The following is a 23,769-nucleotide window of genomic DNA, read 5'->3' on the forward strand; positions in this document are numbered from 1 at the left end:
CATGGAACCGGGGGCCGGGGCGTGGTGTCGTGGCCCCGAGGTCTGCTTCCGCCTGCTTGATCAAGATCAACGGCTGGCCGGGGTACGGCTGGGAAGCGGCGCGTTCCCCCGGGGCGCCGATCTCACGTTCGCCTACGACCCGGCCGACCACGCCTGGGAGCTGCGCCGGCCCCGCCCGCCCGTCCGCCGGCTCGAGTACAAGCTGGAACTGACCCACCCCGACGGGCGTACCGAATGGGTCTGCGACCCGGACAACCCACTCCGCGTGGGCGGCGGGTTCGGCGACTCCTCCGAGCTGCGCTGCGACGACTACCGCGAACCGGCCTGGCTGACGCTGCCGCAGGCCCACGGCGCCTGGCGCGACGTCTACCTGCCGCTGCCCGCGGTGCGCGGCGAGATGGTCGCGCAGGTGTGGTCGCCGGACGCGTCCACCGGCCGGGTCGTGATCGCCCACGACGGGCCCGACTACCACCGCTTCGGCGAGCTCGGCCGGTACGCCGCCGCAATGATCGGCGCCGGCCGGGTGCCACCGTTCCACCTGGTCCTGCTGCCGCCGGGCGAGCGCTTCGAGTGGTACTCGGCCAGTCCCGCGTACGCTCGCGCCCTGGCCCGCGACGCCCTGCCCAAGCTCGCCGCCGAGCTGGGCGCCGACCGGCCCGTCGTCGGCATCGGCGCCAGCCTCGGCGGGCTGGCCATACTGCACGCCCAGCGCCGGCACCCGGCCGCCTTCGGCGGGCTCTTCCTGCAGTCGGCCAGCCTGTTCCAGCCGCGCTTCGACCGCCAGGAGTCCGGCTTCGGGCGCTACCTGCGGATCGTCCGGTTCACCGGCCGGGTCCGCCGCCGTCCCGACGGTCCCGCCGTGCCGATCACGCTCACCTGTGGTGCGGTCGAGGAGAACCTGGCCAACAACAAGGACATGGCGGCCGTGCTCAGCGGGCACGGCTACGACGTGTCGTTCGACGAGGTGCCGGACGCGCACACCTGGATCGGCTGGCGCGACGCCCTCGACCCCTACCTCACCACGTTGCTGCAGAAAGTGTTCTAGATCCTGGAGGAGGCGGGCCGTGGCCGACGTCGAACACACCATCGGATTGTTGCTGGGGACCGAGGACGACTGGCCCCGGGCCTACGAGGCCCTGCTGCGGCGGGTCGGTGCGGTCAAGGACGACCACGGGCGTACGCACGACGTACGCAGCGAACGCGTCACCATCGAGCCGTTCAACCTGCGCGACAAGCCGAGGCACAGCCTGGTCATCGACCGGCTCGCGTACTGGTACTACCACCCGCGCGAGTGGCTCAAGAAGATCTCCATGATGGACGACGTGTACCTGCTGAACAGCCCGTTCACCTTCCAGTCGATGGAGAAGCACACGGCGTACTGCGCGATGATCCGGCTCGGGCTCAAGGTGCCCGAGACGGTGCTGGTGCCGTACAAGAACCCGCTGGACAACTCGCGGTGGGCGTACACGTCGGCGCGTTACAACGAGGCGTTCGACCTGGACGAGACCGCGGCGCAGGTGGGCTACCCGCTGTTCATGAAGCCGTACGACGGCGGCGCCTGGGTCGGCGTCTCCAAGATCCGCAACGCCACCGAGCTGCACGACGCCTACGACGCCTCCGGCGAGCGCCTGATGCACCTGCAGGCCGCCGTCGAGGGCTACGACGTGTTCGCCCGCTCGCTGACCATCGGCCCCGAGACCATGGTCATGAAGTTCCGGCCCGACCTGCCGATGTACGACCGGTACGCGGTCGAGCACGACTTCCTCACGCCCGAGACCGGCGACGAGGTCATCACCATCTCCCGGCTGATCAACGCGTTCTTCCGGTGGGAGTTCAACAGCTGCGAGTCGCTCGTCAAGGGCGGCGAGGTGCACCCCATCGACTACGCCAACGCCTGCCCCGACGTGGCCGTCACGTCGCTGCACTACTACTTCCCGTGGGCGATGGCGGCGCTGCTGCGCTGGACGGTGTTCTGCGTGGTCACCGGCCGCAAGCCGCGGCTCGACATGAACAGCGCCGAGTACTTCGCGATCGGTGACCGGGACGACCTGTCGTACGCCGAGAAGCTGGCCGGCTACCGGAAGCTGGCCGACGAGTACTTCGAGGTGGAGAAGTACCAGGACTTCTGTGCCCGGCACCTCTCCCACGTCGACGAGATGGTGTACGACTGGGTCAGCTCGCCCGACTTCACCAGGCTGCTCGACGAGACCGTCCGCAGCACCTACCCGGCGCACGAGCACGAGCGCTTCCTCGGGCACTTCGGCGGCCTGATGGACGCCTGGGTCCGCGACAACTCCTAGGGTTTCAAAGGCTTCGCCAGAACGCGCATCGGTGCCGGGCGTCGATGTCGACCGGCTTGATCGCGTCCGGGGCCAGCTGGAGGCCGGTCGCCCCCGGCCAGGCCGGTGCGCCCGCGTGGTTCGGGTCGCCGGTGCGCGCGAACGCGGACCAGTAGCCGATCATCCGGGCGGCCAGGCGGCGCTGGGCGTCGGTGTAGTACGGGTCGGTGATCGGCTTACGACCGGCCACCTCGAAGAGATTCGGCAGCTCGGAGGCGTGTGAGGCGCCCGCGTCGAAGCCCGGCGGCAGGTCCACGAACGGCTGGGCGTGCTCGTCGGCGAAGTCGTAGGTGCGGGCGTACCCCGGCACATCCTGCGCGCAGGTGCTGCTGTCGGTGAACGCCGCCGCCCACGCCCGGGCGACGTCCTTGTCCCGGCCGTACCGCTGAACGATCTTCCCGGCCGGTTCCGCGCCGAACGCGTCCGCCATCAGCGTGGCGAAGCCGGCCTTCGACCAGTCGTAGCCGGCCAGCGCCATGATGCCGGCCGTGAGCCGGTGCTCGTCCCGGGTGGCGCCGACGATCATCGGAACGCTCGTGTTCCGGATCGCGAGGCGCGGGTCCTCCGGCAGGCTCGGCGTCCGGTAGGCCGCCGAGCCGAAAGCCGGATACCGCGGGTTGAGCGCGTCGACCGGCAGCTTGCGCAGGCAGTCGACGGTGTCGCAGCCCAGCGCCCGCATCGCGGCGGCCCCGATCGCGTCGATCTCGGCGGCCGGCCGGAAGAAGTGGAACTCCGGGCTGCCGGTCGGTGTCAGGTTCTTCGGGATCGTGCCGTCGCAGAAGCCGCTCTGCATGATCGCCCGGCGCAGCAGCCCCTTGGCCCCTGGCGACGTGACCTGGGCACACGTGGCGATCGCGCCGCCCGACTCGCCGAACAGCGTCACGTTGCCCGGGTCGCCGCCGAACTCCCGGATGTTGTCCCGCACCCAGCGCAACGCCGCCTGCTGATCCTGGAACCCGAACGTCCCGCCGCCGTCGAGACCCGGCGCGCCGAAGAAGCCGTACAGGCCGAGCCGGAACTCGACGGTCACCACGACGACGTCACCCCGCGCGACCAGCCGCCGCGGGTCGTAGTCCCGCCCGGCGCCCTCGGCGAACCCGCCACCGTGCAGCCAGACCATGACCGGCTTGTTCCCGCCCGTCGCCGGGGCGGTCACGTCGAGATAGAGACAGTCCTCGGCGGCGTCCTTGCGGTTCGGCCCTTGAGCGCAGGGCGGGCCGGACCTCGTCGTCTCGCGGACGCCGGGCCAGGGCGCCGGCTCGCGCGGGGCGCGCCAGCGCAGGTCGTCGACGGGCGGGGCGGCGTACGGGACGCCCTTGAATCGTTTGACCTCGCCGTCGCTTGCGCCGTGGACCAGGCCGGCCCTTGTGCGGGCGGTCAGATGGTCGTGGCTCTGGGCCGCGGCGGTGCAGCCGGCGAGGGTCAGGGCCGCGGACAGGAGGGCGGTGACTGTTCGGTTTCCCATCATGTCTTCCAGCCTTGGGCGTCCGGGCGGGCGGGTGCAGCGCAGATCAGCGAGGCCCTGGTAGCCGATCGGCCATTGACGGCCCCCCGCGCTTGCTCTGAGCGCGTATGGGCACCGCCCGGCGCTTGCTCTGGGCGCGTATGGGCACCGCCCGGCGCTTGCTCTGAGCGCATATAGGCACCGCCCCCGCGCCTGCTGTGAGCGTGTATGCGCAGCACCGGCTGCGGTGGTGGGACGTTGTCGTACCCGCGGCCTAGGGTTGTGGCGTGCGGATCAGGATCGAGGGCAGCGACCTGCCGGGGCGTCGCCCGGGGGCGACGGCCGATGAGTTGCGGCTGGCCAATGTGCATGTGGGGGTGCAGCGGCAGTCGTCGCCCGAGTTTCTGGTGCCGGCGTCCGAGGTGTCGGCTTCGTGGGAATTCGAGGTGGGCAGCCGGGATGTCGGCGAAGGGCTCGTCGACGTCGGTGGGCCTTGGGTGCATGGGCGGCCGGGGGCGCGGTTCCTGTATCTGACCTGGGGCGCGGTCAATGATGAGCGGTTCGACATGTTCCGGCGGGCCAAGTTGCTGTTCTCGGACATTCCGGGTGAGGTGCTGCTGGCTGGGCATGCGGGCACGGCCACGATGGTGGGGCGGCTCGGCCTGACCGACGCCGCGGGTGGGCCGATCTGTGCCCGGGTCCGGCCGCCGGTGATCACCTGGACCGCCGAGTGACCCGTGTCCTCCACGGGGTCATCGCCCGTGATGGCGCCTTCGCCGTCTGGGCCGAGGTCGACGCCGCCGCCCGGCCGCACGCGGCCGCCTCGCCGGCTTTCCTCGGGTCCGGTCCGGAGCCTTCCGCCCTGGGATCTGATTCGGCCGGCGCGGACCTGGCGGCGAGATCCGGCTCGGCGACGCGGGTGGCGCCCGCGGCGGATCCGGGTGGCGACGAGGCGGTTCCGCCAGCCGAGGCGGCTGACCTGGGCGAGGCGGCTGCTCAGGGTGGGAACGCCGGCCACGAGAAGGCGCCTGCTCAGGGTGAGGTGGTGTTCGCGCCGTCGCGGCGGCGGGGGGAAGCGGCTTGGCATCCCTTCGCGGCCGGGGTGGAGGGGCTGCCGGACGGGGACGCGCGTGGGCCGTTGACGCTGTTGCTGCCGTCGGTCACCAGTGGGCCTCTGGCGTCGCCGCAGCTCGGGCTGGCGGCGCGCCGTGGGAAGCCGCGTTGGCAGGCTTGGCAGGTGGCGGCGGTGAGCGTGCCGTTCGTGAGCGCGGATGTCGCCGACGACGATGATCGGATCGGGCCGTCGCTGGCCTATCTGGTCGAGGTGTGTGCGTTCGCGGCCGACCTGGTTGCCCGGGGGCGGGTGTTGCCGGGGGTGTGGCCCGACGGGATGCGGCCGCGGGCCTATTGGCGGGCGGTGCTCACCGGGCCGGATGTCACTCGGCATGCTGAGCTGCTGCGACGCATGCCCGCGGCCTGTCGCGCGGAACGCCTCCGGCCCGGTGACACCGATGGGCGGCCTGCGGCCGAACTGCTCCACGCCGCGCTTGATCGGCTCATCGACGGGCTGGTCCGCACGCGTCTCGCCGAGGCCGGGGTCACCCTCTCCGGCGAGCCGTGGCTGACCGCCCTCACCGATGACGGGTCACCCACACCGGCCCGCCCGCCGGCCGCGCTCACGACGACGAAGGCCGCGGCGGCCGGGCGGCCCACTGCCCTGGCACGCGATGAACCGTCCGAGGCCGACGAGGGTCTCGGCGCGCATGACGCCGCCCTTGCCGGCGGCGAGCCGCCGCGAATCGGCGACGGGCCGGCCGGCCCTGAGCGGGAGGAAACCGACGACGAACCGGGCGGGGTCGGGCGGCAAGAAGCCGATGAGTGGCCGGAACGGGTGCCGGGGGAGTTCGAGGCGGCGCCCGAGGTGGTGCACGCGCTGACCGAGATGCTGGATGCGTGGCATGCGGAGGCGGCGGGCGGGGCGGCGGTCCGGGTGGTGTTCCGGCTCAGTCATCTGCAGGAGATGGAGCCTGATCTGCCCGACGCCACGGGTGGTGCGGTGGAGGCGCCGGCGGAGGACGCCTGGCTGGTCGAGTTCTTGCTGCAGCCGCTGGATGAGCCCAGTGTGCTGGTCACGGCCGGGGACGTGTGGCGGGATGAGATCGCTCCGTTGCGGCGGTGGACGCATCGGCCGCAGGAGCGGCTGCTCGCGGGGCTGGGGCGGGCGGCCCGGCTGGTTCCGGAGCTCGACGGGGCGTTGCGGGTGGCCCGGCCGGTCGATCTGGTGCTGACCACCGAAGGGGCGCATCGGTTCCTGACCTGCGCGGGGGTGCTGGAGCAGGCCGGTTACGGGGTGATGGTGCCGGCCTGGTGGCGGGACCGGCCGGGGCTGGGGCTGGCGCTCGACGTGCGGACGCCGGAGCCGATCGCCCCGGTGCTGCGCGACCGGACGGCCAACCTGGCCTCGATGGTCGACTACAACTGGGGGCTGGCGCTCGGCGGGCGGGTGCTGACCGAGGACGAGCTGTCCGACCTGGCCAAGGTCAAGGTTCCGCTGGTCCGGCTGCGCGGGCGCTGGGTGCATCTCGACCCGGAGCGGCTCGCCGCGGGGCTGGCGTTCCTGGGGCGGGGCGGCGGGTCGATGACCGCGGGGGACGCCCTGCGGATGATCCGGCTGCTGCCGCCCGAGGAGCTGCCGCTGCCGGTCACCGCGGTGTCCGGCGCCGGGTGGGCGGCCGGTCTGCTCTCGGGGGACCTGGACGAGCGGCTCGAGCTGATCGACCAGCCACCGGACCTGATCGGCGTGCTCCGGCCGTACCAGCGAAGGGGTTTTTCCTGGCTCTCCTTCATGGACGGGCTGGGGCTGGGCGCGTGCCTGGCCGACGACATGGGGCTGGGCAAGACCGTGCAGTTGCTGGCGCTGCTGCTGCACGCGCGGCGGGGGCCGACGCTGCTGATCTGCCCGCTGTCGGTGCTGGGGAACTGGCAGCGGGAGGCGGCGAGGTTCGCGCCGTCGCTGCGGGTGCGGGTGTGGCACGGGGCCGAACGGGAGGCGGCGGTCGACTGCGACGTGCTGCTGACCACGTACGGGACGGCGGCGAAGGACCACCAGGCGCTGGCCGCGATGGGCTGGGACCGGATCGTGCTGGACGAGGCGCAGCACATCAAGAACAGCGCCAGCGCGGTGGCCAAGGCGGTGCGGCGCATCCCGGCGCGGTCGCGGATCGCGCTGACCGGCACGCCGGTCGAGAACCGCCTGGCCGAGCTGTGGTCCATCCTGGACTTCCTCAACCCGGGGGTGCTGGCCGGCGCGCCGACCTTCCGCGCGCGCTTCGCGGTTCCGATCGAGCGGTACTCCGATGAGGACGCCGCGCACCGGCTGCGGCAGGCGACCCGCCCGTTCCTGCTCAGGCGCGAGAAGGCCGACGCGTCGATCATCAACGACCTGCCCGACAAACGTCACGTCCGGCATCTGTGCGGGCTGACCGCCGAGCAGGCCACGCTCTACCAGGCCGTGCTGGACGACATGCTGGAGCGGATGGGCGAGGCGTCCGACCGGCGCAAGGGCTACGTGCTGGCCACGATGACCAAGCTCAAACAGGTCTGCAACCACCCGGCGCAGCTGCTCGGCGACGGCTCCCCGCTGCCGGGGCGCTCCGGCAAGCTGGAACGCCTCGAGGAGATCCTCGACGCGGTGCTGGCGGCGGGGGAGCGGGCGCTGTGTTTCACCCAGTTCACCCGGTTCGGGTCGATGCTGACGCCCCACCTGGCCGCGCGGTTCGGCGTGCCCGTGCGCTACCTGCACGGCGGCACCCCGCGCGCCGAACGCGACCGGCTGGTCGCCGAGTTCCAGGCCGACACCCGGCCGGGCATCTTCGTGCTGTCGCTGAAGGCGGGCGGCACCGGGCTCAACCTGACCGCGGCCAACCACGTCGTGCACGTCGACCGCTGGTGGAACCCGGCCACCGAGGCGCAGGCCACCGACCGGGCGTTCCGCATCGGGCAGCACCGCGACGTCCAGGTGCACACGCTGACCTGCCTGGGCACCCTCGAGGAACGGATCGACGGGATGATCGCCGAGAAGGGCACGCTCGCCGAACGGGTGGTCGGCAACGGCGAGAGCTGGCTGACCACGCTGTCCACGGCCGAGCTGCGTGACCTGCTCGCCCTCTCCCCGGAGGCCGTCGGTGACTGACCTTCAACCCTTCCTGGGTACGTTCGAATCACTGCGCCTGACCTCGACCTTCTCCCGGGGCCGCCGGGACGCCCGCAACGGCTACGTCCGCAGCCTCACGATCTCCAGCAGTCTCGTGGTCGCGCGGGTCCGCGGCCCGGAAGATCGCGCGGCGTTCCGGGCCCGCATCGCGGTGCGGGCGTTCGGCGCGGCCGAGTGGGCCCGCGTCGAGGACGCCCTGGCCGCGCAGGCCCGCTTCGTCGCCGACCTGCTCGACGGCCGCATGCCGGCCGGCATCGACCGGATCTTCACCGAGGCCGGCCTGACCCTGCTGCCGCTGTCCCTCGACGACGTGGCGATGGACTGCACCTGCGAACGCTGGCCCATGCCCTGCGTCCATCTGGCCGCGACCCTGTACGAGCTGGCCCGCTCCTTCGACACCGACCCGTTCGGGGTCTTCGCCTGGCGCGGCCGCACCCGCGAGGAACTGCTCGACCGCCTGCGACGGTTGCGCGGCGCGGTGGCGGTCGCCGCGTTCGACCCGCCCGAGGAGCCTCCGCCGTCCGCTTCTCCGGGGCTCGGCGATCCGGCGGACTTCTGGGGAACGGACGCGGTGCCCCCGGCGGCGCCGCCGGCCCGGACCCGCCCGGATGTCCTGCTGGACCAGCTCGACCCGCCCCCGCTCGGCGACGACCTGATCGAGAAGCTCCGGCCCGCCTATCTGGCCCTCCCGGTCGACGAGTAGAGATTCATCCTAGGATGCTGTAGAGGGTGTGGCCTGTGAGATCAGAGGTTGAACGGCTCCGCGACGTTTTCGACGAGGCCGAGCTACGCGCCGACGTCGACGCGCTGAACGCCCTGCTGGCCGACGACTTCCGGTCGATCGGCGAGCAGGGCCACGTGCTCGACAAGGCGCGGTGGGTCGGCAAGTTCGCCGAGTTCGCCTACGTCAGCCTGGAGAGCAGCGACGTCGAGGTGAGCTTCTACGGTCACGCGGCGATCGTCCGGTGTGTGCAGCGCAGCCGTTCGCTCTGGCGCGGGCAGGAGATGGCGTTGACCACGCGGGTCGGCCAGACGTGGGTCGAGCTGCCCGAGGGGTGGCGGCTGGCCGGCCTCCAGTTCAGTTCCCTCAGCGCTGCGGCCACATCATCGGCTCCTGCATGATCGGCTTCTACATCATCGGCGGGGCCGGGGTCTCGTTGAGGGCGGCCACGATCGTCTCCTCCTCGTAGCGGAGGTGGGCGTTGAGCTCGGCGGCCAGGCGGTCGAGCTCGGGCACCAGGTGGTCGCGGCCGGCCTCGGCGTCGGCCAGGGCCTGGATGCGGTGCTGGATGTCGGCGACCACCTCGTGCTCCTTCTCCAGGCGGATGATCACCTCGGTCAGCTCGGGGTGGGCGCGGGCCAGCATGGGGAAGACGCCGCGGTCCTCGCCCGTGTGGTGCCGGGTCAGGTCGCCGCAGAAAGCCACGCAGTTGGCGCGCAGATCTTTCGCCGGGGTCAGCTGTTCGCCGGCCGCGGCCTGGCTCTGCAACGTCGCCAGCTCGGCGCGGAACCAGTCGTGGACCTCGATGAGCCAGTCGCCCATCCCTTTGACGCGGTTGTCGGTCATGAAAGCACTTCCTGTCGTCGCGAGAGCTGAAGGCGACAGGGAACGACAGAAGGGGTTACCCCGCAAGGCCATACGTGCATGGGGAGAGGCCGGATCTGCCGGTCCTGTCAAGGCTTGAGGAAGCCGTTACCTCCATGCGGTAGGCCCCATCCGGGGGCGCGACGAAACAATATCAGCCCGGATGCGACCGCGCCGCCCCTCAACCGTGAGGGGCGGCGCGGTCAGGGTCGGCTCAGGACAAGAGGTTGACCAGGGCCGCCGCGCGGGTGCGGATGGCCGGGAGCTGGCCGTAGAGCGAATCGCCGCAGCAGAGCGTGGCGCCGGCCGCGGGGTTGGCGGTGTGCCAGTCACGGTGGCCGCTGATCGTCCGGAGGGTGGCCTGTGCGCCGGAGACCGGGTTGACGTAGCTGGTCGTACCCTCGGGGTCGAGGTTGGTGGCCTTGGCCAGCAGGGCGAGCACGATCGTGAGGGAGCGCACCGCCGCCGCCGTCGGGGGCGTGATCATCGTGTTGCCGAGCACGCAGATGCCGATGTTGCCGGCGTTGAAGCCGCCGACGTGGGCGCCGTTCACCATCTGGGGGCGGCCGTCCGCGCCCGGCTCCGGGCCGAAGACCGGGATCGGGTCGGCGTCGGAGTAGACGCCCTCGAAGACCCGGCCGAACTTGTCGATCAGCAGCTGGTAGCCGATGTCGCCCCAGTCGTTGGTGACCGCGTGGGTGTAGTAGATGCCGCGTACGTGCTGGATCGGGTCGTCGATCGGGTTGTCCTCACCGCTGTGGTGGACGGTGAGGGTCTGCACGCCGTAGAACGCGGGCGGCGTGTCGAGCGTGCCGTCCGGGTTGAGGCGGTAGGACTCGTCGGCGCCCCACGCCGCGCGGCTCAGGTAGCGCGGCCGCCACGGCGTCTGGGCGGCGCGCGGCAGGGTCAGGGCGCGGGGTTGCGCCCGGAGGGCCCGCTTGCGGCCGTCCACGGTGTTCAGCTCGGTCACGGCGGTGGGCGCGCCCTTGATCTGGTACGCGGTGACGCCGGCCGCCGCGACCAGCACGTTGCCGGGCGCCGTGGCACCGTCGGCGCCGGCCGGGCACCCGTTGGCGGCCAGGTCGCGCCAGCCGTCGGCGGTCCGGACCCGGAGGTCGGTGCCGGCCGGGACGCTGAGCTGGGTCAGCTTCAGCTCGGGCTGAAGCGTCCGCCCGGCGTCGACCGGCCCGCGGGCGGCGGCCAGAGTCTCGGGAACGGTGTCACCTTCGGCGGCGAACGCTTCGCCCCCGGCAAGGGCTACGGGCGCTGCGGCGGCGAGGCCGGTGGCCCCGCGGAGCAGAGATCGACGAGAAACCATGCGGCCGAACTTAGCGAACGGGTACACATCCCGCCCGGCCGCCCGGTGTCAATTGCCCGATAGCTACCGCCCGCCGCCGGATCGTTCCTGCTCAGCCGCCGGATCGTTCCTGCTCAGCCGCCACCCGCGCCTGCGCGTCCGGGTCCAGATCAAGGACCTCGGTCGATGCGGCACCGTCCGCTCCGGACATTTCGCCGCTGCTGTCGTCGGCGCTCTCCGGGCCGGGTGGTTCTTCGGGGACCGGGATGCCGGCGGAGGGGCCGACCGCCCCGAAGCCGTTGCCGGTTCGTGGCTGGTCGTTGCTTGCGTCGCCCGCTCGGGGCTCGTTCGCGAACCAGTCGGGCTTGTCATCCACGTCGCCCGGCTGGAGGGGTGAGGTCTCGCGGGCCGCGGGTTCCCGCGGTGTCTTGTTCCGCAGGGAGGCGATGTCGACCGTTTCGATCTCGTCAGGGTCGAGCGCCGGCGCCATCGGAGAGACGGTGGGGCGTTCGCCGGTGGTGATCCGCACGGTCTCGGCGAGGCTGAGGTCGACCTCGGACGAAGCCGAGGTCTCGGCGGCCTCCGACGGGCCGGGCGGCCCAGGCGCCGTCTCGTCAACCGAGGACGAGGCGGGCGCGACACCAGGCGACGCGGATGGAGCGGGCGACGCGGCGGATGGCGAAGGCAAGGTCGCGGCGGGCGGCGAAGGGGCGTCGAAGGATCGCGGCGGAGAGGGGTCTGGGGTGGGGAAGAGGGGCGGTGCGCCGGGGATCGTGACCGGGACGGCCGGACCTGCCTCGACGGGACGGTCGTCATCGGGGTCGCCCGAGGCGGAGGAACCTGCGGCCGAGGAATTCCCAGCCGGGCCGGCTGCGGCGGGGGAGTGGCCGGTCGAGTTGCCTGCGGCTGACGCGCCCGCCCCCGCCGACGGGCCGGATGTCGGAGACCCTTGCGCCGGCGAGCCGGATGCCGCCGGGCCGGAGGTCGGAGACCCGGGCACTGACGAGCCGGATGCCGGCGACACGGACGTCGAGGTGGCAGATGCTGGCGAGCCCGCCGTCACGGCGCCGGGCGCGGGCGGCCCGGATGTCGGGGTGGCGGTGCAAGGGGATCCGGCCTTCGCGGGTGAAACGGCCGTGGGCTCCTGGGGCAGGGCGATGCCCGCGGGGAGGGGGCGCACGCGTTCGGCGGCCCAGGTCGGGCGCGGGCCGGCCTCGCCGTCGTCGTCCCAGGAGTGGCGCGGCCGGGAGGTGGCGGTGCGTGGGCCCGCGGACCCGGGCGCCGCGTGGCGGCCGACGGATTCGGTCGGGAAGAGGTCCTCGCCCGCGTACTCGGCCAGGCCGGCCCGTTCCTGCAGGCGCCGCAGGGGGCCGGGCGCCCACCAGGCCGCGTTGCCGAGGAGGCCCAGGACGGCGGGGACCAGGAGCATGCGGACGACGGTGGCGTCGAGGATCAGGGCCAGGATCATGCCGACGCCGACGAAGCGCATCGTGGTCACCGAGGACAGGGCGAAGGCGCCGGTGACGACGATCAGCAGGACGGCGGCGGCGCTGATCACGCGGCCGGTCCGGGACAGGCCGGTGGTGACCGCCTCGGTGGTGGTGGCGCCCCGGGTACGGGCCTCGACCATGCGGGAGAGCAGGAAGACCTCGTAGTCGGTGGACAGGCCGAACACCACGGCGGCCATCAGCACCACGATGCCGACCTCGGGTGGCGCCGGGGTCACGTCGAGGAGGCCGGCCAGGTGGCCGTCCTGGAAGATCCAGACCAGCACCCCGAAGGTGGCGGCCAGGCTGAGGGCGCTCATCACGACGGCCTTGATCGGCAGCAGGATCGAGCCGAAGGCCAGGAACATCAGCACCAGGGTGGCCCCGGCGAGCAGCCCGATCATCAGCGGCAGGCGGTCGACCGTGGCGTCGAGGCTGTCCACGTTGCGGGCCGTGGCGCCGCCGACCAGCACCGTGGCCCCGGCGGGTGGGGTCAGGTCGCGGATGCCGCGGACGGCGTCGCGGGCGGCCTCGCTGAACGGGTCGGTGTCGGCGGGGGTCGCGGTCAGCACGGTCACGCCGTTGGCCGCGCCGGACGGGGTGACCGAGACGACGCCGGGGACCTTGGCCACGGCCTGGGGGAAAGTGCCGGGCTTTCCGCGTACGACGACCTGAATGCCCGCGCTGCTCATGGCCGGGAAGTCGTCGCGCAGGGTCTCCAGGGCCTGCCGGGCGGCCGACGACGCGGGCAGCACCCGTTCGTCGGCCTCGCCGAAGTGCACGCCGCGCACGGGGTTGGCCAGCACCAGCAGCCCGGCCACGATCGGCAGCACGAACAGCACCGGCCGCTTGAGCACGATGCCGGCGAGCCGCGCCCACCCGGTTTCGGCCGGGCGATCGCCGCCCCGGAACGAAGCGGGCAGCCGCACCGGAAGTTTGTCGACGCGGGGGCCGAGGGCGGCGAGCAGGGCCGGCAGCAGGGTCAGCGAGAGCAGCGCGGCGAGGCCGACGGCGGCGAGCCCGCCGTACGCCAGGGATTGCAGGAAGCCTTGCGGGAAGAGCAACAGACCGCCGAGCGCGATCATCAGCAGGGTCGCCGAGAACAGCACGGTACGCCCGGCCGTGGCGACGGTCCGGGACACCGCCTCGGCGGGGGAGCGGCCCTGGGCCTGTTCCTCGCGGAAGCGCCCGACCATGAACAGCCCGTAGTCGATGGCCATGCCGAGGCCGAGCAGGCTGGCCACGTTGACGGCGAACGAGTTCACGTCGTGGGTCATGGTGACGGCGTGCAGGATGCCCAGCGAGCCGAGCACCGCGCACCCGCCGACCAGCACCGGCAGCGACGCGGCGACCAGCGAGCCGAACAGGAACAGCAGCAGGATCAGCACGATGGGCAGCGAGACGGCCTCGGCCTTGGCCAGGTCGCTGGTGGTGATCTCGCTGGTCGCGTCGCCGAGCACGACCCCGCCGGCGACCTGGACGGTGGCGCCCTCGACGCCGAGGTCGTCCTCGATCTCCCGGTACGCGTCCATCTTCGCCGCGTCACCGTCGCCGGCCAGGGTGAGCATGGCCAGGGCGCTCTTCCGGTCGGCGGACAGCAGAGAAGGCGCCTTCTGCTGCCAGTAGCTGACGCTCTTGGTGACGGCCGACGCCGGCAGGTGGCCGAGGCTGTTCTCGACCCGCTGGGCCAGCACCGCGTCGTCGACCGGGCCCTTGGCCGGGGTGTAGATGACCAGCACGTCGCCGCCCTGGGCGCCGAGCGCCTGCTGGGCGACCTCCGCCGCCCGGGCCGACTCGCTGCCGGGGTCGCCGTACCCGCCCTCGACCAGCTGGCCGAACACGCCGAAGCCCCAGACGCCGGCGCCGAGCACCGCGAGCAGCGTGCCGATCAGGACGGGCGCCCGGAACCGGGCCATCGCCCCGCCCCAGGCCTGGAACAGGCTCACCGCAGCGTCGCGGCCTGCAACGCCACACCGCCGCAGCCGTCACCGAAGGTCTCGGTCGTGGTCCAGGTCAGGTTGAGCTTGCCGCCCTGGGCCGATCGGTAGGTGATCTTGAAGACCGCGGTCGCGAAGCCGTCGCCGCGCTCCTCGAGGGTGCCGGCCTCGGTGCTGCCGCCGGTGGACAGCTTGGCCCCGAGCGTGCCCTTGGCCTTCTGCACGCCGACGTAGAGCCGCAGCGTGCGGTCGTCCTTGGCGGCCGGGACCGAGAGCGTGAAGCCGTTGCCCTTGTCGCAGGTGTTGATGCCGACCACGGTGCCGCCGGAGCTGGCCACCGGCGAGCCGTCCTGCCAGCTGAACTGTTCCTTGGCCCGGGTCTGCCGGAACCGGGGCGCGGTCGGCGCGCCCTCGAGGATCTGGAAGTCGCCGTCCTTGGCCCGTTCCAGCGAGAACTTGCCCTCCTGACCCCAGTGCACCCAGTCGCGGTCGCCCTCGTCGGAGAGGTCGACCTTGCCGGGCACCGCGGCCTTGGCGATCGTGACGGCGTTGGGCGGCGGGGCCGGCGGCCGGGTCTTGCGCGCCGGCGGGGTGGTGCTGGGCCGGGCCGGCGACGGGGTGCCGGCCGACGGCGGGTCGCTGGGCAGCGGGATGACCGCCTGGTCGGAGGCCGGCGGGATGTCGCCCAGGGCCGGCGGGGGCGGCGCGGGCAGGGCGGTCGGCTCCTTGCCCCGCACCACGCTGTTGATCACGATGCCGAAGGCCACGACGAGCAGGATGCCGGCCACGATGATCGCGGCGGGCATCAGGTATTCGGCCATCGGCCGGCGGCGGCTGTCACGCAGGAGCGCGGCCGGCAGGGCGGCTGAGGGGCGGGGCCGCCGCGGCGCGCTGGTGTCGTCCGGCAACCGATCCTCCTGGTCACTGCTGTGGGGGGAGTCAACGATCTCATCCCGGTGGATGCCGATCCACCCCTGTGAAGGTTATCGGCCACACGGCCGAGGACCAGCATCGGTGGTTCGTCGGAGATCATCGCCGGGTGGCCGAGTAGCGTGTGCGGAGTTTTCGCCGAATCATCCGGACAAGGAGCGCGTGTTCCCCATGACTGATCGAGTCCAGACCACGGCCGGGCGGGGTCGGGCCATAGCGGGAGCGCTTGCCGGTGCCGCCGTGGTGGTCGTGCTGATCGTGGTGTTCTTCGTAGTGCGGGGCAACGACAAGGACGACGACGCCGGTACGCCGGCCGCGGCGCCGGCCGGCGGGGTGTCGGCTCCGGCCGAGCCGCCCGCGGAGCAGCCGTCGCCGCAGCAGGGCCAGCCGTCGGCGCCGCCGGTCGACCCGCGTCTGCAGCAGGAACCGAAGATCACCGCCGGTAAGGGCAAGGTGACCAAGCTCGTCGTGACGCCGCTGGTGCCGGGGCGTGGGCCGCGGGTGAAGGCCGGGCAGCAGCTGACGGTCAACTACGTCGGCGCCACGTTCTCCGACGGCAAGGTGTTCGAGTCGTCGTTCCAGACCGGGCAGACGGCGACGTTCCCGATCGGCACCGGCAACCTGATCCCGGGCTGGGACCAGGGCCTGGTCGGCGTGCCGGTGGGCAGCCGGGTGCAGCTGGACATCCCGTCCGACCTGGCCTACGGCGACAACCCGGGCGGCGGCCGGCCGGGCGGCGACCTGCGCTTCGTGATCGACGTCCTGCAGGCCACCTGACCCAGGCCCAGTGGTGGCCCAGGGCGGCCGGGCTATCACTACAGGTCGGCGACGACCAGATCGAGCTGTCGGGGGCGGTCCGCGGGGGCGGGCCGTTCCTCGACGGTGTACTTCAGGTCGCGCAGCGCCTCGATCAGGTCGTCCACCGAGGCCGGCGCGGCGCGTTCCAGCGCGAGCGACCGCACCACGCGGCCCTTGGTGGCCTTGTTGAAGTGGCTGACCACCGACCGTCGGGCCACGCCGCCGACGACCTTCTCGTGCAGGACCCGCACCGAGGCGCTGCCCGGTGGCGGCGTCCACATCGCGGCGTAGGCGCCCGAGCGCAGGTCGAGGACCGGCCGGTCGGCGGCGGCTTCGTCCAGCAGCGGCGTCAAGATCTTCTTCCAGTACGGCGTGAGCCCGCCGACGCCCGGCAGCGTGACCCCGGCCGAGCACCGGTACGCCGGGATCCGGTCGGAGAACCGCACCACACCCCACAGCCCGGAGAACACCACCGCGCGCGCCGACAGCCAGTCCCGGGCGTCGGCGGGGAGGCCGGGGAAGGCGAGCGCCTCGTAGAGCACCCCGCTGTACACCTCGGCGGCCGGCGCGGCGGGCGCCGTCAACAGGCCCGCGTTCCGGGTGACCTCGGCGTGCTGTCCCGCGGTCAGCCCCAGCGTGGCCAGCGACGCGTTCCGGCCGCGGGTGCTGCTCCGGGCGCACATCGCGGCCAGCTTGGCCAGAACGCGGCGACGATGGCGGGCCAGCGACGGCAGCCAGAGCGCGTCGTGGTCGACCGGGTCGCCCGCGGCCGGCGCGGACTTCCCCTCCGAGGGCGGCAGCAGGATCAGCACGCCCGGAATGTTAATTCCCCGGCCGGTCGGCGAGCGCCTCGGCCACGCTGGGATAGACGCCGAGCGACCCGGTCACCCCGACCGTGTCGAGCAACCGGCCCATCCAGGCGCCGGGCGAGGCCAGCCGCAGCCAGCCACCGGCCGCGTCGGCCCGGCGGTGCCCGACCACGAACGCGCTGAGCCCGATCGAGTCGCAGAACTCCACCCCGGACAGGTCGACCACGATCCGCGGGCCGGGCCGGTCGAGCACCCGGTCGAGGGTGGTGGACAGCACCGGGGCGCTGTCCAGGTCGAGGTGCCCGCGCACGGTGACGACGACGGAGTCGTCCGGGTTGCCGATCACCGACACGTGCATCGGGGACGCCTCCTGAGGTTGGTGACCCTCAGTCATTCCCCGGTGAGGGCCGGAACTCACCTCCGGGACGGGTCCGGGTGGCGGGAACGTTCACGGTCGTCCGGACGGTCGCCTGGTCGATCTCGGTGGTGCGGATGGTGAAGGTCAGCTCGTAGGTGCCGGGCAGCGGGAAGGTGAGCGAGCCGAGGGCGTCGTTGCGCCCGGGCAGCGGCAGCATCGGCTGCTTGACCGCCTCGATGCCGGTGGCGCCGGTGTACCGGGTGGTGACCGTCCACTCGGCGGCCTGGATCGGCTTGCCCTCGGGCGTGTAGGTGGAGCCGTGCACGGTGTTGTACTCGCCGATCTCGACCGGGTAGATGTTGTACTGCAGCGTGTAGAGCGGCGAGGTGAGGGTCTGCGAGACGCCGTCGCCGACCGGTTCCCTCGGTTCGCTGTTGCGCGCGTCGCCCGGGGTGGTGCCGACCAGCACGGCGCTCAGGGCCAGGATCGCGGTGGTCGCGCCGAGTTCGATTCCCACGGTACGGATCAGCCGGCCCGGTCCGGCGGCGGGCACGTGCGACTTCCGGACCAGACTTCGCGCGTACGCGGCCACGGCGAGCACCCCGGCCAGGATGGCGGCCTTGGCGATGATCAGCCGTCCGTACCCGGTCTGCCAGAGCGCGGCCGGCGTGCCCACCTGGACCACCGCCTGCACCAGGCCGGCCCCGGCCAGCCAGACCACGGCCAGGGTCGCCCAGCGTGACCAGACCGGCAGGATCACGCCGAGCACCCGCTGGTGCCGCCGGCGCAGCAGGAAGACGGCCAGGGTGACCAGGCCACCGAGCCAGACGGCCATGGCCGCGATATGCACGATGTCGGCCGCGACGATCGCCCCGGACAGCGGCGACACCACCGCGTGCCCGGTCAGCGGCCAGGTGGTCAGGGCGAGCAGCCCCACGACGATGACCGCGGCGCCCCGCACCCGGGTCGCGCCGCCGCGCAGGACCGGGGTGAGCAGGCCGGCGACCACCGCCAGCAGGGCGAGCCGGGTCAGCAGGGTGAGGCCGAAGCTGCCCGCGAGCACCTGGCCGAGCTCGGTGAACGACACGTCCCAGATCGGGGCGCCGCTCTCGTACGGCGCCTGGGTCCAGAGCGCGCCCAGCGTCGACAGCGCGGTCAGGCCCAGCCCGGCGTACACCAGGCGGATGGCGCCCCGCCTCGAACGCCGGCGCGGCCAGAGCAGGGCCAGGAACATCGCCGGGCCGACGGCGAGGGTCAGCCCGGCGTACCCGAGGAACTTGAAGGCCGGGACCGCGGCCGTGACCGAACCGTCGACCCGGCCCGGATCGGTCTCGGCCGGCCGGGCCGACGGCGCGCCGACCGAGAAGACCAGCGCATTGCCGACCGGGTGGCTGTCGCCCGAGATGATCCGGTAGCTGACCAGGTAGGTGCCGAGCGGCCGGTCGGCCGGGCGCAACGTGATCCGCAGGACCCTGCCGTCGGAGGTGACCGACTCGCTGATCCGCTTGCCGTCCGGGGCGAGGACCTGGGTGCGGGACGGCAGCGCGGTGATCGGCTCGTTGAAGCTCAGCACGATCTCGGCCGGCTGGCTCTTCAGGACCGCGCCGCCCTCGGGGGAGGAGGAGACCAGGCTGGAGTGTGCGCTCGCCGGGGAGGCCGGCAGCAGCAGAAGGCCGAGGACGAGCAGCAGCACCCGCACCGCCCCGCCGAGCACGCGGGTCGCTGTCACACCGGGTAGTTCGTACGGGGCCGGCGAAAGGTTCAACGGCTTACCGTTCCGGGGTGGCGGGTAGGGAGCGACGATACGATCCGGTCAGGTCCACGCTCCCCAGGAGGCCACTCATGTCCGCCCATCCCCGCGCCGGCGAGCCCGCGCAACCCAGTGACCTGATCGACGTCCCGCACGTGGTGTCGGCCTACTACACCGGCCACCCCGATCCGTCCGCCACCGGTGAGCGGGTCGCCTTCGGCACGTCCGGGCACCGCGGGTCGAGCCTGAACACCGCCTTCAACGAGGATCACATCGCCGCGACCAGCCAGGCGATCGTCGAGTACCGCCGCGAGCAGGGCACCGACGGGCCGCTCTACCTGGGCCGGGACACCCACGCGCTGAGCGAGCCGGCGATGGTCACCGCGCTCGAGGTGTTCGCCGCCCACGACGTCACCGTGCGCGTCGACAGCCGGGACAGCTGGACGCCGACGCCGGCCGTGTCGCACGCGATCCTCGCCTACAACCGGGGCCGGAGCTCCGGCCTGGCCGACGGGGTGGTGGTCACGCCGTCGCACAACCCGCCCGCGGACGGCGGCTTCAAGTACAACCCGCCGCACGGCGGACCGGCCGACACCGACGCCACCAGCTGGATCCAGGACCGGGCCAACGAGCTGATCGCCGCCGGGCTGGCCGGGGTCCGCCGGGTGCCGGCCAGCCGGGCGCGGACCTCCGACCTGGTCACCGGGTACGACTTCCGCAGCGAGTACGTCAACGACCTGGGCTCGGTCATCGACCTGGAGGCGATCCGGGCGGCCGGGGTACGCATCGGCGCCGACCCGCTGGGCGGGGCGAGCGTCGAGTACTGGGGCGCGATCGGCGAGCGGTACGGCCTCGACCTGACCGTGGTCAACCCCGAGGTCGACCCGACCTTCCGGTTCATGACGCTGGACTGGGACGGCAAGATCCGGATGGACTGCTCGTCGCCGTACGCGATGGCCTCCCTGGTCGCCCAGAAGGACCGCTTCCAGATCGCCACCGGCAACGACGCCGACGCCGACCGGCACGGCATCGTCACCCCCGACGCCGGCCTGATGAACCCCAACCACTACCTGTCGGTGGCCATCTCCTACCTGTTCCGGGTGCGCACCGGCTGGCCGGCCGGCGCGGCGATCGGCAAGACGCTGGTGTCCTCGTCGATGATCGACCGGGTCGCCGCCGACCTGGGCCGCCGCCTCGACGAGGTGCCGGTCGGCTTCAAGTGGTTCGTTCCCGGGCTGCTGGACGGCTCGGTCGGGTTCGGCGGCGAGGAGAGCGCGGGCGCGTCGTTCCTGCGCCGCGACGGCAGCGTCTGGAGCACCGACAAGGACGGCCTGCTGCTCGACCTGCTCGCCTCCGAGATCCTGGCCACCACCGGCCGCACGCCCAGTGAGCACTACCGCGACCTGGTCGGGAGGTTCGGCGATCCGGCGTACGCCCGGATCGACGCGCCCGCCGGCCGGGAGGAGAAGGCCATCCTGGCCAAGCTCTCGCCCGAGCAGGTGACCGCCAAGGAGCTCGACGGCGAGCCGATCACCCAGGTGCTGACCAGCGCCCCCGGCAACGGCGCGGCGATCGGCGGCCTGAAGGTGGCCACCGGGTCGGGCTGGTTCGCCGCCCGCCCGTCCGGCACCGAGGACGTCTACAAGATCTACGCCGAGTCGTTCAAGGGGCCGGACCACCTGGCCACCATCCAGGAGGAGGCGCGGGCCGTGGTCTCGGCCGCCCTCAAGGGCTGAGCACCTTCCAGCCCCCGTCGACCGGCTCGATCCGGCCCTCCCGGGCGCGCAACCCGGCGGCGATCTCGCCGTCCGGGTCATCCGGGGCGGGCCGGATCGTGATGTGGACCCGGCCGCCGGTCGCGTCGACGTCCACCTCGGCCGGGCCGGTGTCGGCCGCCAGCAGCAGCTCGACCAGCCGGTAGCCGTCCTTGTGGTCGCCCTTGACGTGCAGGGTCACCTCGCGGCCGTGCGACCGCCACTTCTCGGCCAGCGCGGGCAGGTCGTCGAGGGTGGGCTGAGGCCGCACCGGCTCCTGTGCGCGCCGCAGGTCACGCAGCAGGTCACGCATCGCGGCCAGGGCGGCCCGGGCCCCGGTCTGCACCTCGGCCAGCGACCCCCGCTCGGCGGCGTCGATCATGTCACCGGTGTGCCGGAGCACGGCCTCGCTCAGCCCCTCGGCGATGCGGGCCCGTTCGGCGGTCGCCGCCACCGACGCGTAGTGCGCCGACCAGGCCAGCCACTCCTCCTCGTTGCTGGTGACCCGGGCCCGGCGCCGTCGCACCAGCCAGCCGGTGAGCCAGGCCAGGCCCAGCGGAACGGCCATGACCAGCGCGAACAGGAGGCTGAAGAGGATCAGCAGGATGATCCACGGCGCCTGGCCGGACCCCTGCTGCGGTTCCGCGGCGAAGGCCAGGCCGAACGAGATGCCGGCCGGCGCCACCCCGGCCGGCAGGGCCAGCCAGTCCCGCCGGGGGCGGTGGCCGTACCGGGCGACCGCGTGCACGGCGAGCAGGTCGGCGCCGATCGCGGTGACCGGGATGTAGCCGGACTCGGCGGGCAGCAGCCCGGCCCCGATCGCGGCCGCCCAGAGAGTGCCGGTCCCGGCGACGACGGCCAGCGCCGGCCACGGCCGGGTGCGGCGCAGGGCCAGCGGGAGGGCGTGGATGGCCACGATCGCGGCCATCAGCGCGGCGCCGCCGGGCACGGCCGGGTCGTCGCCGGAGACGTAGTCCTGCACCGCCCAGGCCGGCGGGAGCGCCACCAGGGCGATCAGGATCGCGTCGATGACATGCGCCGACCAGGCCCGGCCGGGCGGGCCGGGCTCAGCTTCGCCGGCGGGGGAGGTCAGGGCCAGGCCGGACAGTGCGGCCGGGGCGGGCAGTGCGGCCGGGGCGGGCAGGGTGGCCCGGACCCGCCAGCCGCCGCCGGGGCGCGGGCCCGCGGTGAGGTCGCCGCCGGCCGATCGGGCCCGGTCGCGCATGCCGGCGATGCCGTGGCCGCCGCCGATCGCCGGGCCGGTCGGTGGCACGGCCGGGGCGTCGTTGTCGACGGTCAGCTCGAGCCCGGCCGGGGTCACGGCGACGACCACCCGGGTGGGCGCGCGGGGCGCGTACCGCAGCGTGTTGGTCAAGGCCTCGCGGGCGATCGCCGGAACCGCGTCGGGCAGCGGAAGCTCGGGGGCGCTCAGCGTGACCGGCTGGCCCGCCTCCTGGAACGAGGCGACCAGGGCGGGCAGCGCGGGCGGGGGCGGGGTCTGCATGATCTCGACCAGGCGGCGCAGGGCCTCGAGCGTCGACCGGCCGGTCCGCGCCGCGTGGTCGAGGGTCTCGGCGATCAGGCCGGCGCTCTGATCGGCGAGCCGCTCGGCCGCCGTGGCCCCGACGACGATCGAGGTCAGGTGATGGGCGGTGATGTCGTGCAGTTCCTGGGTCAGCCGCAGCCGCTCGACCTCGGCGGCCCGCGCGCGGCGCAGCTCGGCCTGCACGAACCGCTCGGCCGCGGCGGCCCGCTCGGCCCGCCACCGGGCATGGCGGCGACCGGCCGCGAGCACGATCAGGTAGACGGTGACGACCAGCGCGATCTCGGCGCCGACCGGCATCTCCTCGGAGCCGTCGAGGATCAGCACCACCGACTGCGCCACCATCATGGCCCCGGTGACCGGCAGCGAGATGCGCGGCGGCCGGCGGGCGGCGACCGAGAACAGGGCGACCAGGTCGGCGAAGGCGATCACGGTGAGGGCGTCGGACGGCAGGCCCCAGGCGCCCGCGGTCAGCGACGCGCTCACGACCACGGTCGCCGCCACCGGATTGGTGCGCCGCCAGAGCAGGGCGACCGCCGCGGCGATGGTGATGGCCAGGACCGCGGCGATCGCGGCGGCCGGCGGGGGTGACCCGCGCAGCACCGGCCAGCCCGGCCAGGCCACCAGTTGCCCGGCGGCCAGCAGCGCAGGCAGGATCCAGACCCAGCGACGGCTCATGATGGCCTCAGGTTATCGGTCCCGGTCCCGCCCCCGGGGCCCTCAGGTGTGCGGGCGGACCAGGCCCAGGTCGTAGGCGACGATCGTGGCCTGCACCCGGTCCCGGACGCCGAGCTTGCCCAGCACCGCGTTGACATGCGCCTTCACCGTGCCGACGGTGATGGCGAGGTGGGCGCCGATCTCGGCGTTGGACAGCCCCCGGGCCACACCGAGGAGCACGTCCCGTTCCCGCGGGGTGAGCGCGTCCAGCCGGGCCGGCTCCGGCGCCGCCCGCGGCGTGTCGTGCGCGAACCGGTCGATCAGCCGCCGCGTGACGGCCGGGCTCAGCATCGCCTCGCCCTCGGCGACCACCCGGACCGCGGCGAGCAGGTCGGCCGGCAACGCGTCCTTGAGCACGAACCCGGCCGCCCCCGCGCGCAGCGCCTCGTAGACGTACGGGTCCTCGTGGAAGGTGGTCAGCACGAGCACCCGCGGCGGGTCGTCGGTGGCGGTCAGCCGGGCGGTGGCGGTCAGCCCGTCCATCCCCGGCATCCGGATGTCCATCAGCACCACGTCGGGCCGGGTGGCCGCGGCCAGGGCCAGCGCGGCCGCACCGTCGGCGGCCTCGCCCACCACGGTCAGGTCATCCTCGGCGTCGACGATGGCGGCGATGCCCGCCCGGACCATCACCTGGTCGTCGACGACGATCACACGGACGGCGATGACGGCACCTCCACGCTCAGCTCGACGGTCAGCCCGCCCGGGATGATAGTGATCCGCCCCCCGCGGGGCCTCGCCGACCTGCTTTTCTTCGGCGCGGTGGCTGGTCCTGCTCCACGCCGTCGTGGTGAGCCGCCTGGCGCCGCGC

General features: G+C 73.3%; 18 protein-coding genes. 8 read left to right on the forward strand and 10 right to left on the reverse strand.

The genetic code is table 11. The features are described 5' to 3' along the window. The first annotated feature begins 1 nt into the window (after position 1). Positions 2–1,045: an alpha/beta hydrolase-fold protein gene (locus AB0O15_RS25430; protein ID WP_364322966.1), complete on the forward strand. Its 1,044-nt coding sequence runs from the start codon at positions 2–4 to the stop codon at positions 1,043–1,045. Positions 1,046–1,064: 19 nt separating this feature from the next. Next, entirely contained in the window at positions 1,065–2,300 is a 1,236-nt protein-coding gene (locus AB0O15_RS25435) for a hypothetical protein (protein WP_364322968.1), read from the forward strand. A 4-nt stretch (positions 2,301–2,304) separates the two neighbouring features. Here the strand turns inward: AB0O15_RS25435 and AB0O15_RS25440 are convergent, their stop codons facing one another. After that, the gene (locus AB0O15_RS25440; RefSeq protein WP_364322970.1) at positions 2,305–3,807 is read right to left on the reverse strand and encodes a carboxylesterase family protein; all 1,503 of its coding nucleotides are present in this window, start codon (positions 3,805–3,807) and stop codon (positions 2,305–2,307) included. A 263-nt stretch (positions 3,808–4,070) separates the two neighbouring features. On the opposite strand from AB0O15_RS25440, the gene AB0O15_RS25445 reads away from it, so the two are divergent. The 4 genes from AB0O15_RS25445 to AB0O15_RS25460 are packed head-to-tail and all read left to right on the forward strand — an operon-like array spanning position 4,071 to position 9,118. Then, on the forward strand, positions 4,071–4,517 hold the full coding sequence (locus AB0O15_RS25445) for a DUF5990 family protein (RefSeq protein ID WP_364322972.1): 447 nt from the start codon (positions 4,071–4,073) through the stop codon (positions 4,515–4,517). Then, positions 4,514–7,975 (forward strand): DEAD/DEAH box helicase, encoded by a 3,462-nt coding sequence (locus AB0O15_RS25450; protein WP_364322974.1) that lies wholly within the window; start codon positions 4,514–4,516, stop codon positions 7,973–7,975. The genes AB0O15_RS25445 and AB0O15_RS25450 overlap by 4 nt, the downstream gene beginning before the upstream one ends. Beyond that, positions 7,968–8,699, forward strand: coding sequence for a hypothetical protein (locus AB0O15_RS25455; protein ID WP_364322976.1), 732 nt, complete (start codon positions 7,968–7,970; stop codon positions 8,697–8,699). The genes AB0O15_RS25450 and AB0O15_RS25455 overlap by 8 nt, the downstream gene beginning before the upstream one ends. Before the next feature lie 35 nt (positions 8,700–8,734). Then, on the forward strand, positions 8,735–9,118 hold the full coding sequence (locus tag AB0O15_RS25460; RefSeq protein ID WP_364322978.1) for a nuclear transport factor 2 family protein: 384 nt from the start codon (positions 8,735–8,737) through the stop codon (positions 9,116–9,118). Positions 9,119–9,125: 7 nt separating this feature from the next. Here the strand turns inward: AB0O15_RS25460 and AB0O15_RS25465 are convergent, their stop codons facing one another. The 4 genes from AB0O15_RS25465 to AB0O15_RS25480 form a co-directional block, all read right to left on the reverse strand. Continuing rightward, positions 9,126–9,563, reverse strand: coding sequence for a hemerythrin domain-containing protein (locus AB0O15_RS25465; protein WP_364322980.1), 438 nt, complete (start codon positions 9,561–9,563; stop codon positions 9,126–9,128). A gap of 232 nt (positions 9,564–9,795) precedes the next feature. Beyond that, the gene (locus AB0O15_RS25470) at positions 9,796–10,899 is read right to left on the reverse strand and encodes a peptidoglycan recognition family protein (protein WP_364322982.1); all 1,104 of its coding nucleotides are present in this window, start codon (positions 10,897–10,899) and stop codon (positions 9,796–9,798) included. Positions 10,900–10,990: 91 nt separating this feature from the next. After that, positions 10,991–14,311, reverse strand: a complete 3,321-nt coding sequence (locus AB0O15_RS25475) for an MMPL family transporter (protein WP_364322984.1) — start codon at positions 14,309–14,311, stop codon at positions 10,991–10,993. Next, positions 14,308–15,210, reverse strand: coding sequence for a hypothetical protein (locus AB0O15_RS25480; RefSeq protein WP_364322987.1), 903 nt, complete (start codon positions 15,208–15,210; stop codon positions 14,308–14,310). The genes AB0O15_RS25475 and AB0O15_RS25480 overlap by 4 nt, the downstream gene beginning before the upstream one ends. Before the next feature lie 193 nt (positions 15,211–15,403). On the opposite strand from AB0O15_RS25480, the gene AB0O15_RS25485 reads away from it, so the two are divergent. After that, the gene (locus AB0O15_RS25485; RefSeq protein ID WP_364322989.1) at positions 15,404–16,009 is read left to right on the forward strand and encodes an FKBP-type peptidyl-prolyl cis-trans isomerase; all 606 of its coding nucleotides are present in this window, start codon (positions 15,404–15,406) and stop codon (positions 16,007–16,009) included. Between the two features lie 38 nt (positions 16,010–16,047). On the opposite strand, the gene yaaA is transcribed toward AB0O15_RS25485, so the two are convergent. From yaaA to AB0O15_RS25500, 3 genes are read right to left on the reverse strand one after another with little or no spacing between them, the layout of a single operon-like run. After that, positions 16,048–16,842: a peroxide stress protein YaaA gene (yaaA, locus tag AB0O15_RS25490; protein ID WP_364322991.1), complete on the reverse strand. Its 795-nt coding sequence runs from the start codon at positions 16,840–16,842 to the stop codon at positions 16,048–16,050. A gap of 10 nt (positions 16,843–16,852) precedes the next feature. Continuing rightward, the gene (locus tag AB0O15_RS25495) at positions 16,853–17,197 is read right to left on the reverse strand and encodes an STAS domain-containing protein (RefSeq protein ID WP_364322993.1); all 345 of its coding nucleotides are present in this window, start codon (positions 17,195–17,197) and stop codon (positions 16,853–16,855) included. A 28-nt stretch (positions 17,198–17,225) separates the two neighbouring features. Then, positions 17,226–18,926, reverse strand: a complete 1,701-nt coding sequence (locus AB0O15_RS25500; RefSeq protein ID WP_364322996.1) for a copper resistance protein CopC — start codon at positions 18,924–18,926, stop codon at positions 17,226–17,228. Between the two features lie 113 nt (positions 18,927–19,039). Between AB0O15_RS25500 and pgm the strand changes: the two genes are divergently transcribed. Then, positions 19,040–20,683 (forward strand): phosphoglucomutase (alpha-D-glucose-1,6-bisphosphate-dependent), encoded by a 1,644-nt coding sequence (gene pgm, locus AB0O15_RS25505; protein WP_364322999.1) that lies wholly within the window; start codon positions 19,040–19,042, stop codon positions 20,681–20,683. Here pgm and AB0O15_RS25510 read toward each other — a convergent pair. Both AB0O15_RS25510 and AB0O15_RS25515 read right to left on the reverse strand, forming a co-directional pair. Further along, a complete protein-coding gene (locus tag AB0O15_RS25510; protein ID WP_364323002.1) occupies positions 20,673–22,922 on the reverse strand; it encodes a histidine kinase in 2,250 nt (749 codons plus the stop codon). The two genes, pgm and AB0O15_RS25510, sit on opposite strands and share 11 nt — an antisense overlap. A 42-nt stretch (positions 22,923–22,964) precedes the next feature. Further along, positions 22,965–23,624: a response regulator transcription factor gene (locus AB0O15_RS25515; protein WP_364323263.1), complete on the reverse strand. Its 660-nt coding sequence runs from the start codon at positions 23,622–23,624 to the stop codon at positions 22,965–22,967. Positions 23,625–23,769: the final 145 nt, after the last annotated feature.

Source organism: Actinoplanes sp. NPDC089786, assembly GCF_040684855.1.
In the GTDB taxonomy this organism is placed as follows: domain Bacteria; phylum Actinomycetota; class Actinomycetes; order Mycobacteriales; family Micromonosporaceae; genus Actinoplanes.

Excerpts from the sequence above, each read along its gene's own strand:
- AB0O15_RS25470 (WP_364322982.1), bottom strand. The coding sequence starts at position 10,899 with ATGGTTTCTCGTCGATCTCTGCTCCGCGGGGCCACCGGCCTCGCCGCC.
- AB0O15_RS25495 (WP_364322993.1), bottom strand. The coding sequence starts at position 17,197 with ATGCACGTGTCGGTGATCGGCAACCCGGACGACTCCGTCGTCGTCACC.
- AB0O15_RS25465 (WP_364322980.1), bottom strand. The coding sequence starts at position 9,563 with ATGACCGACAACCGCGTCAAAGGGATGGGCGACTGGCTCATCGAGGTC.
- pgm (WP_364322999.1), top strand. The coding sequence starts at position 19,040 with ATGTCCGCCCATCCCCGCGCCGGCGAGCCCGCGCAACCCAGTGACCTG.
- AB0O15_RS25485 (WP_364322989.1), top strand. The coding sequence starts at position 15,404 with ATGACTGATCGAGTCCAGACCACGGCCGGGCGGGGTCGGGCCATAGCG.
- AB0O15_RS25510 (WP_364323002.1), bottom strand. The coding sequence starts at position 22,922 with ATGAGCCGTCGCTGGGTCTGGATCCTGCCTGCGCTGCTGGCCGCCGGG.
- AB0O15_RS25440 (WP_364322970.1), bottom strand. The coding sequence starts at position 3,807 with ATGATGGGAAACCGAACAGTCACCGCCCTCCTGTCCGCGGCCCTGACC.
- AB0O15_RS25430 (WP_364322966.1), top strand. The coding sequence starts at position 2 with ATGGAACCGGGGGCCGGGGCGTGGTGTCGTGGCCCCGAGGTCTGCTTC.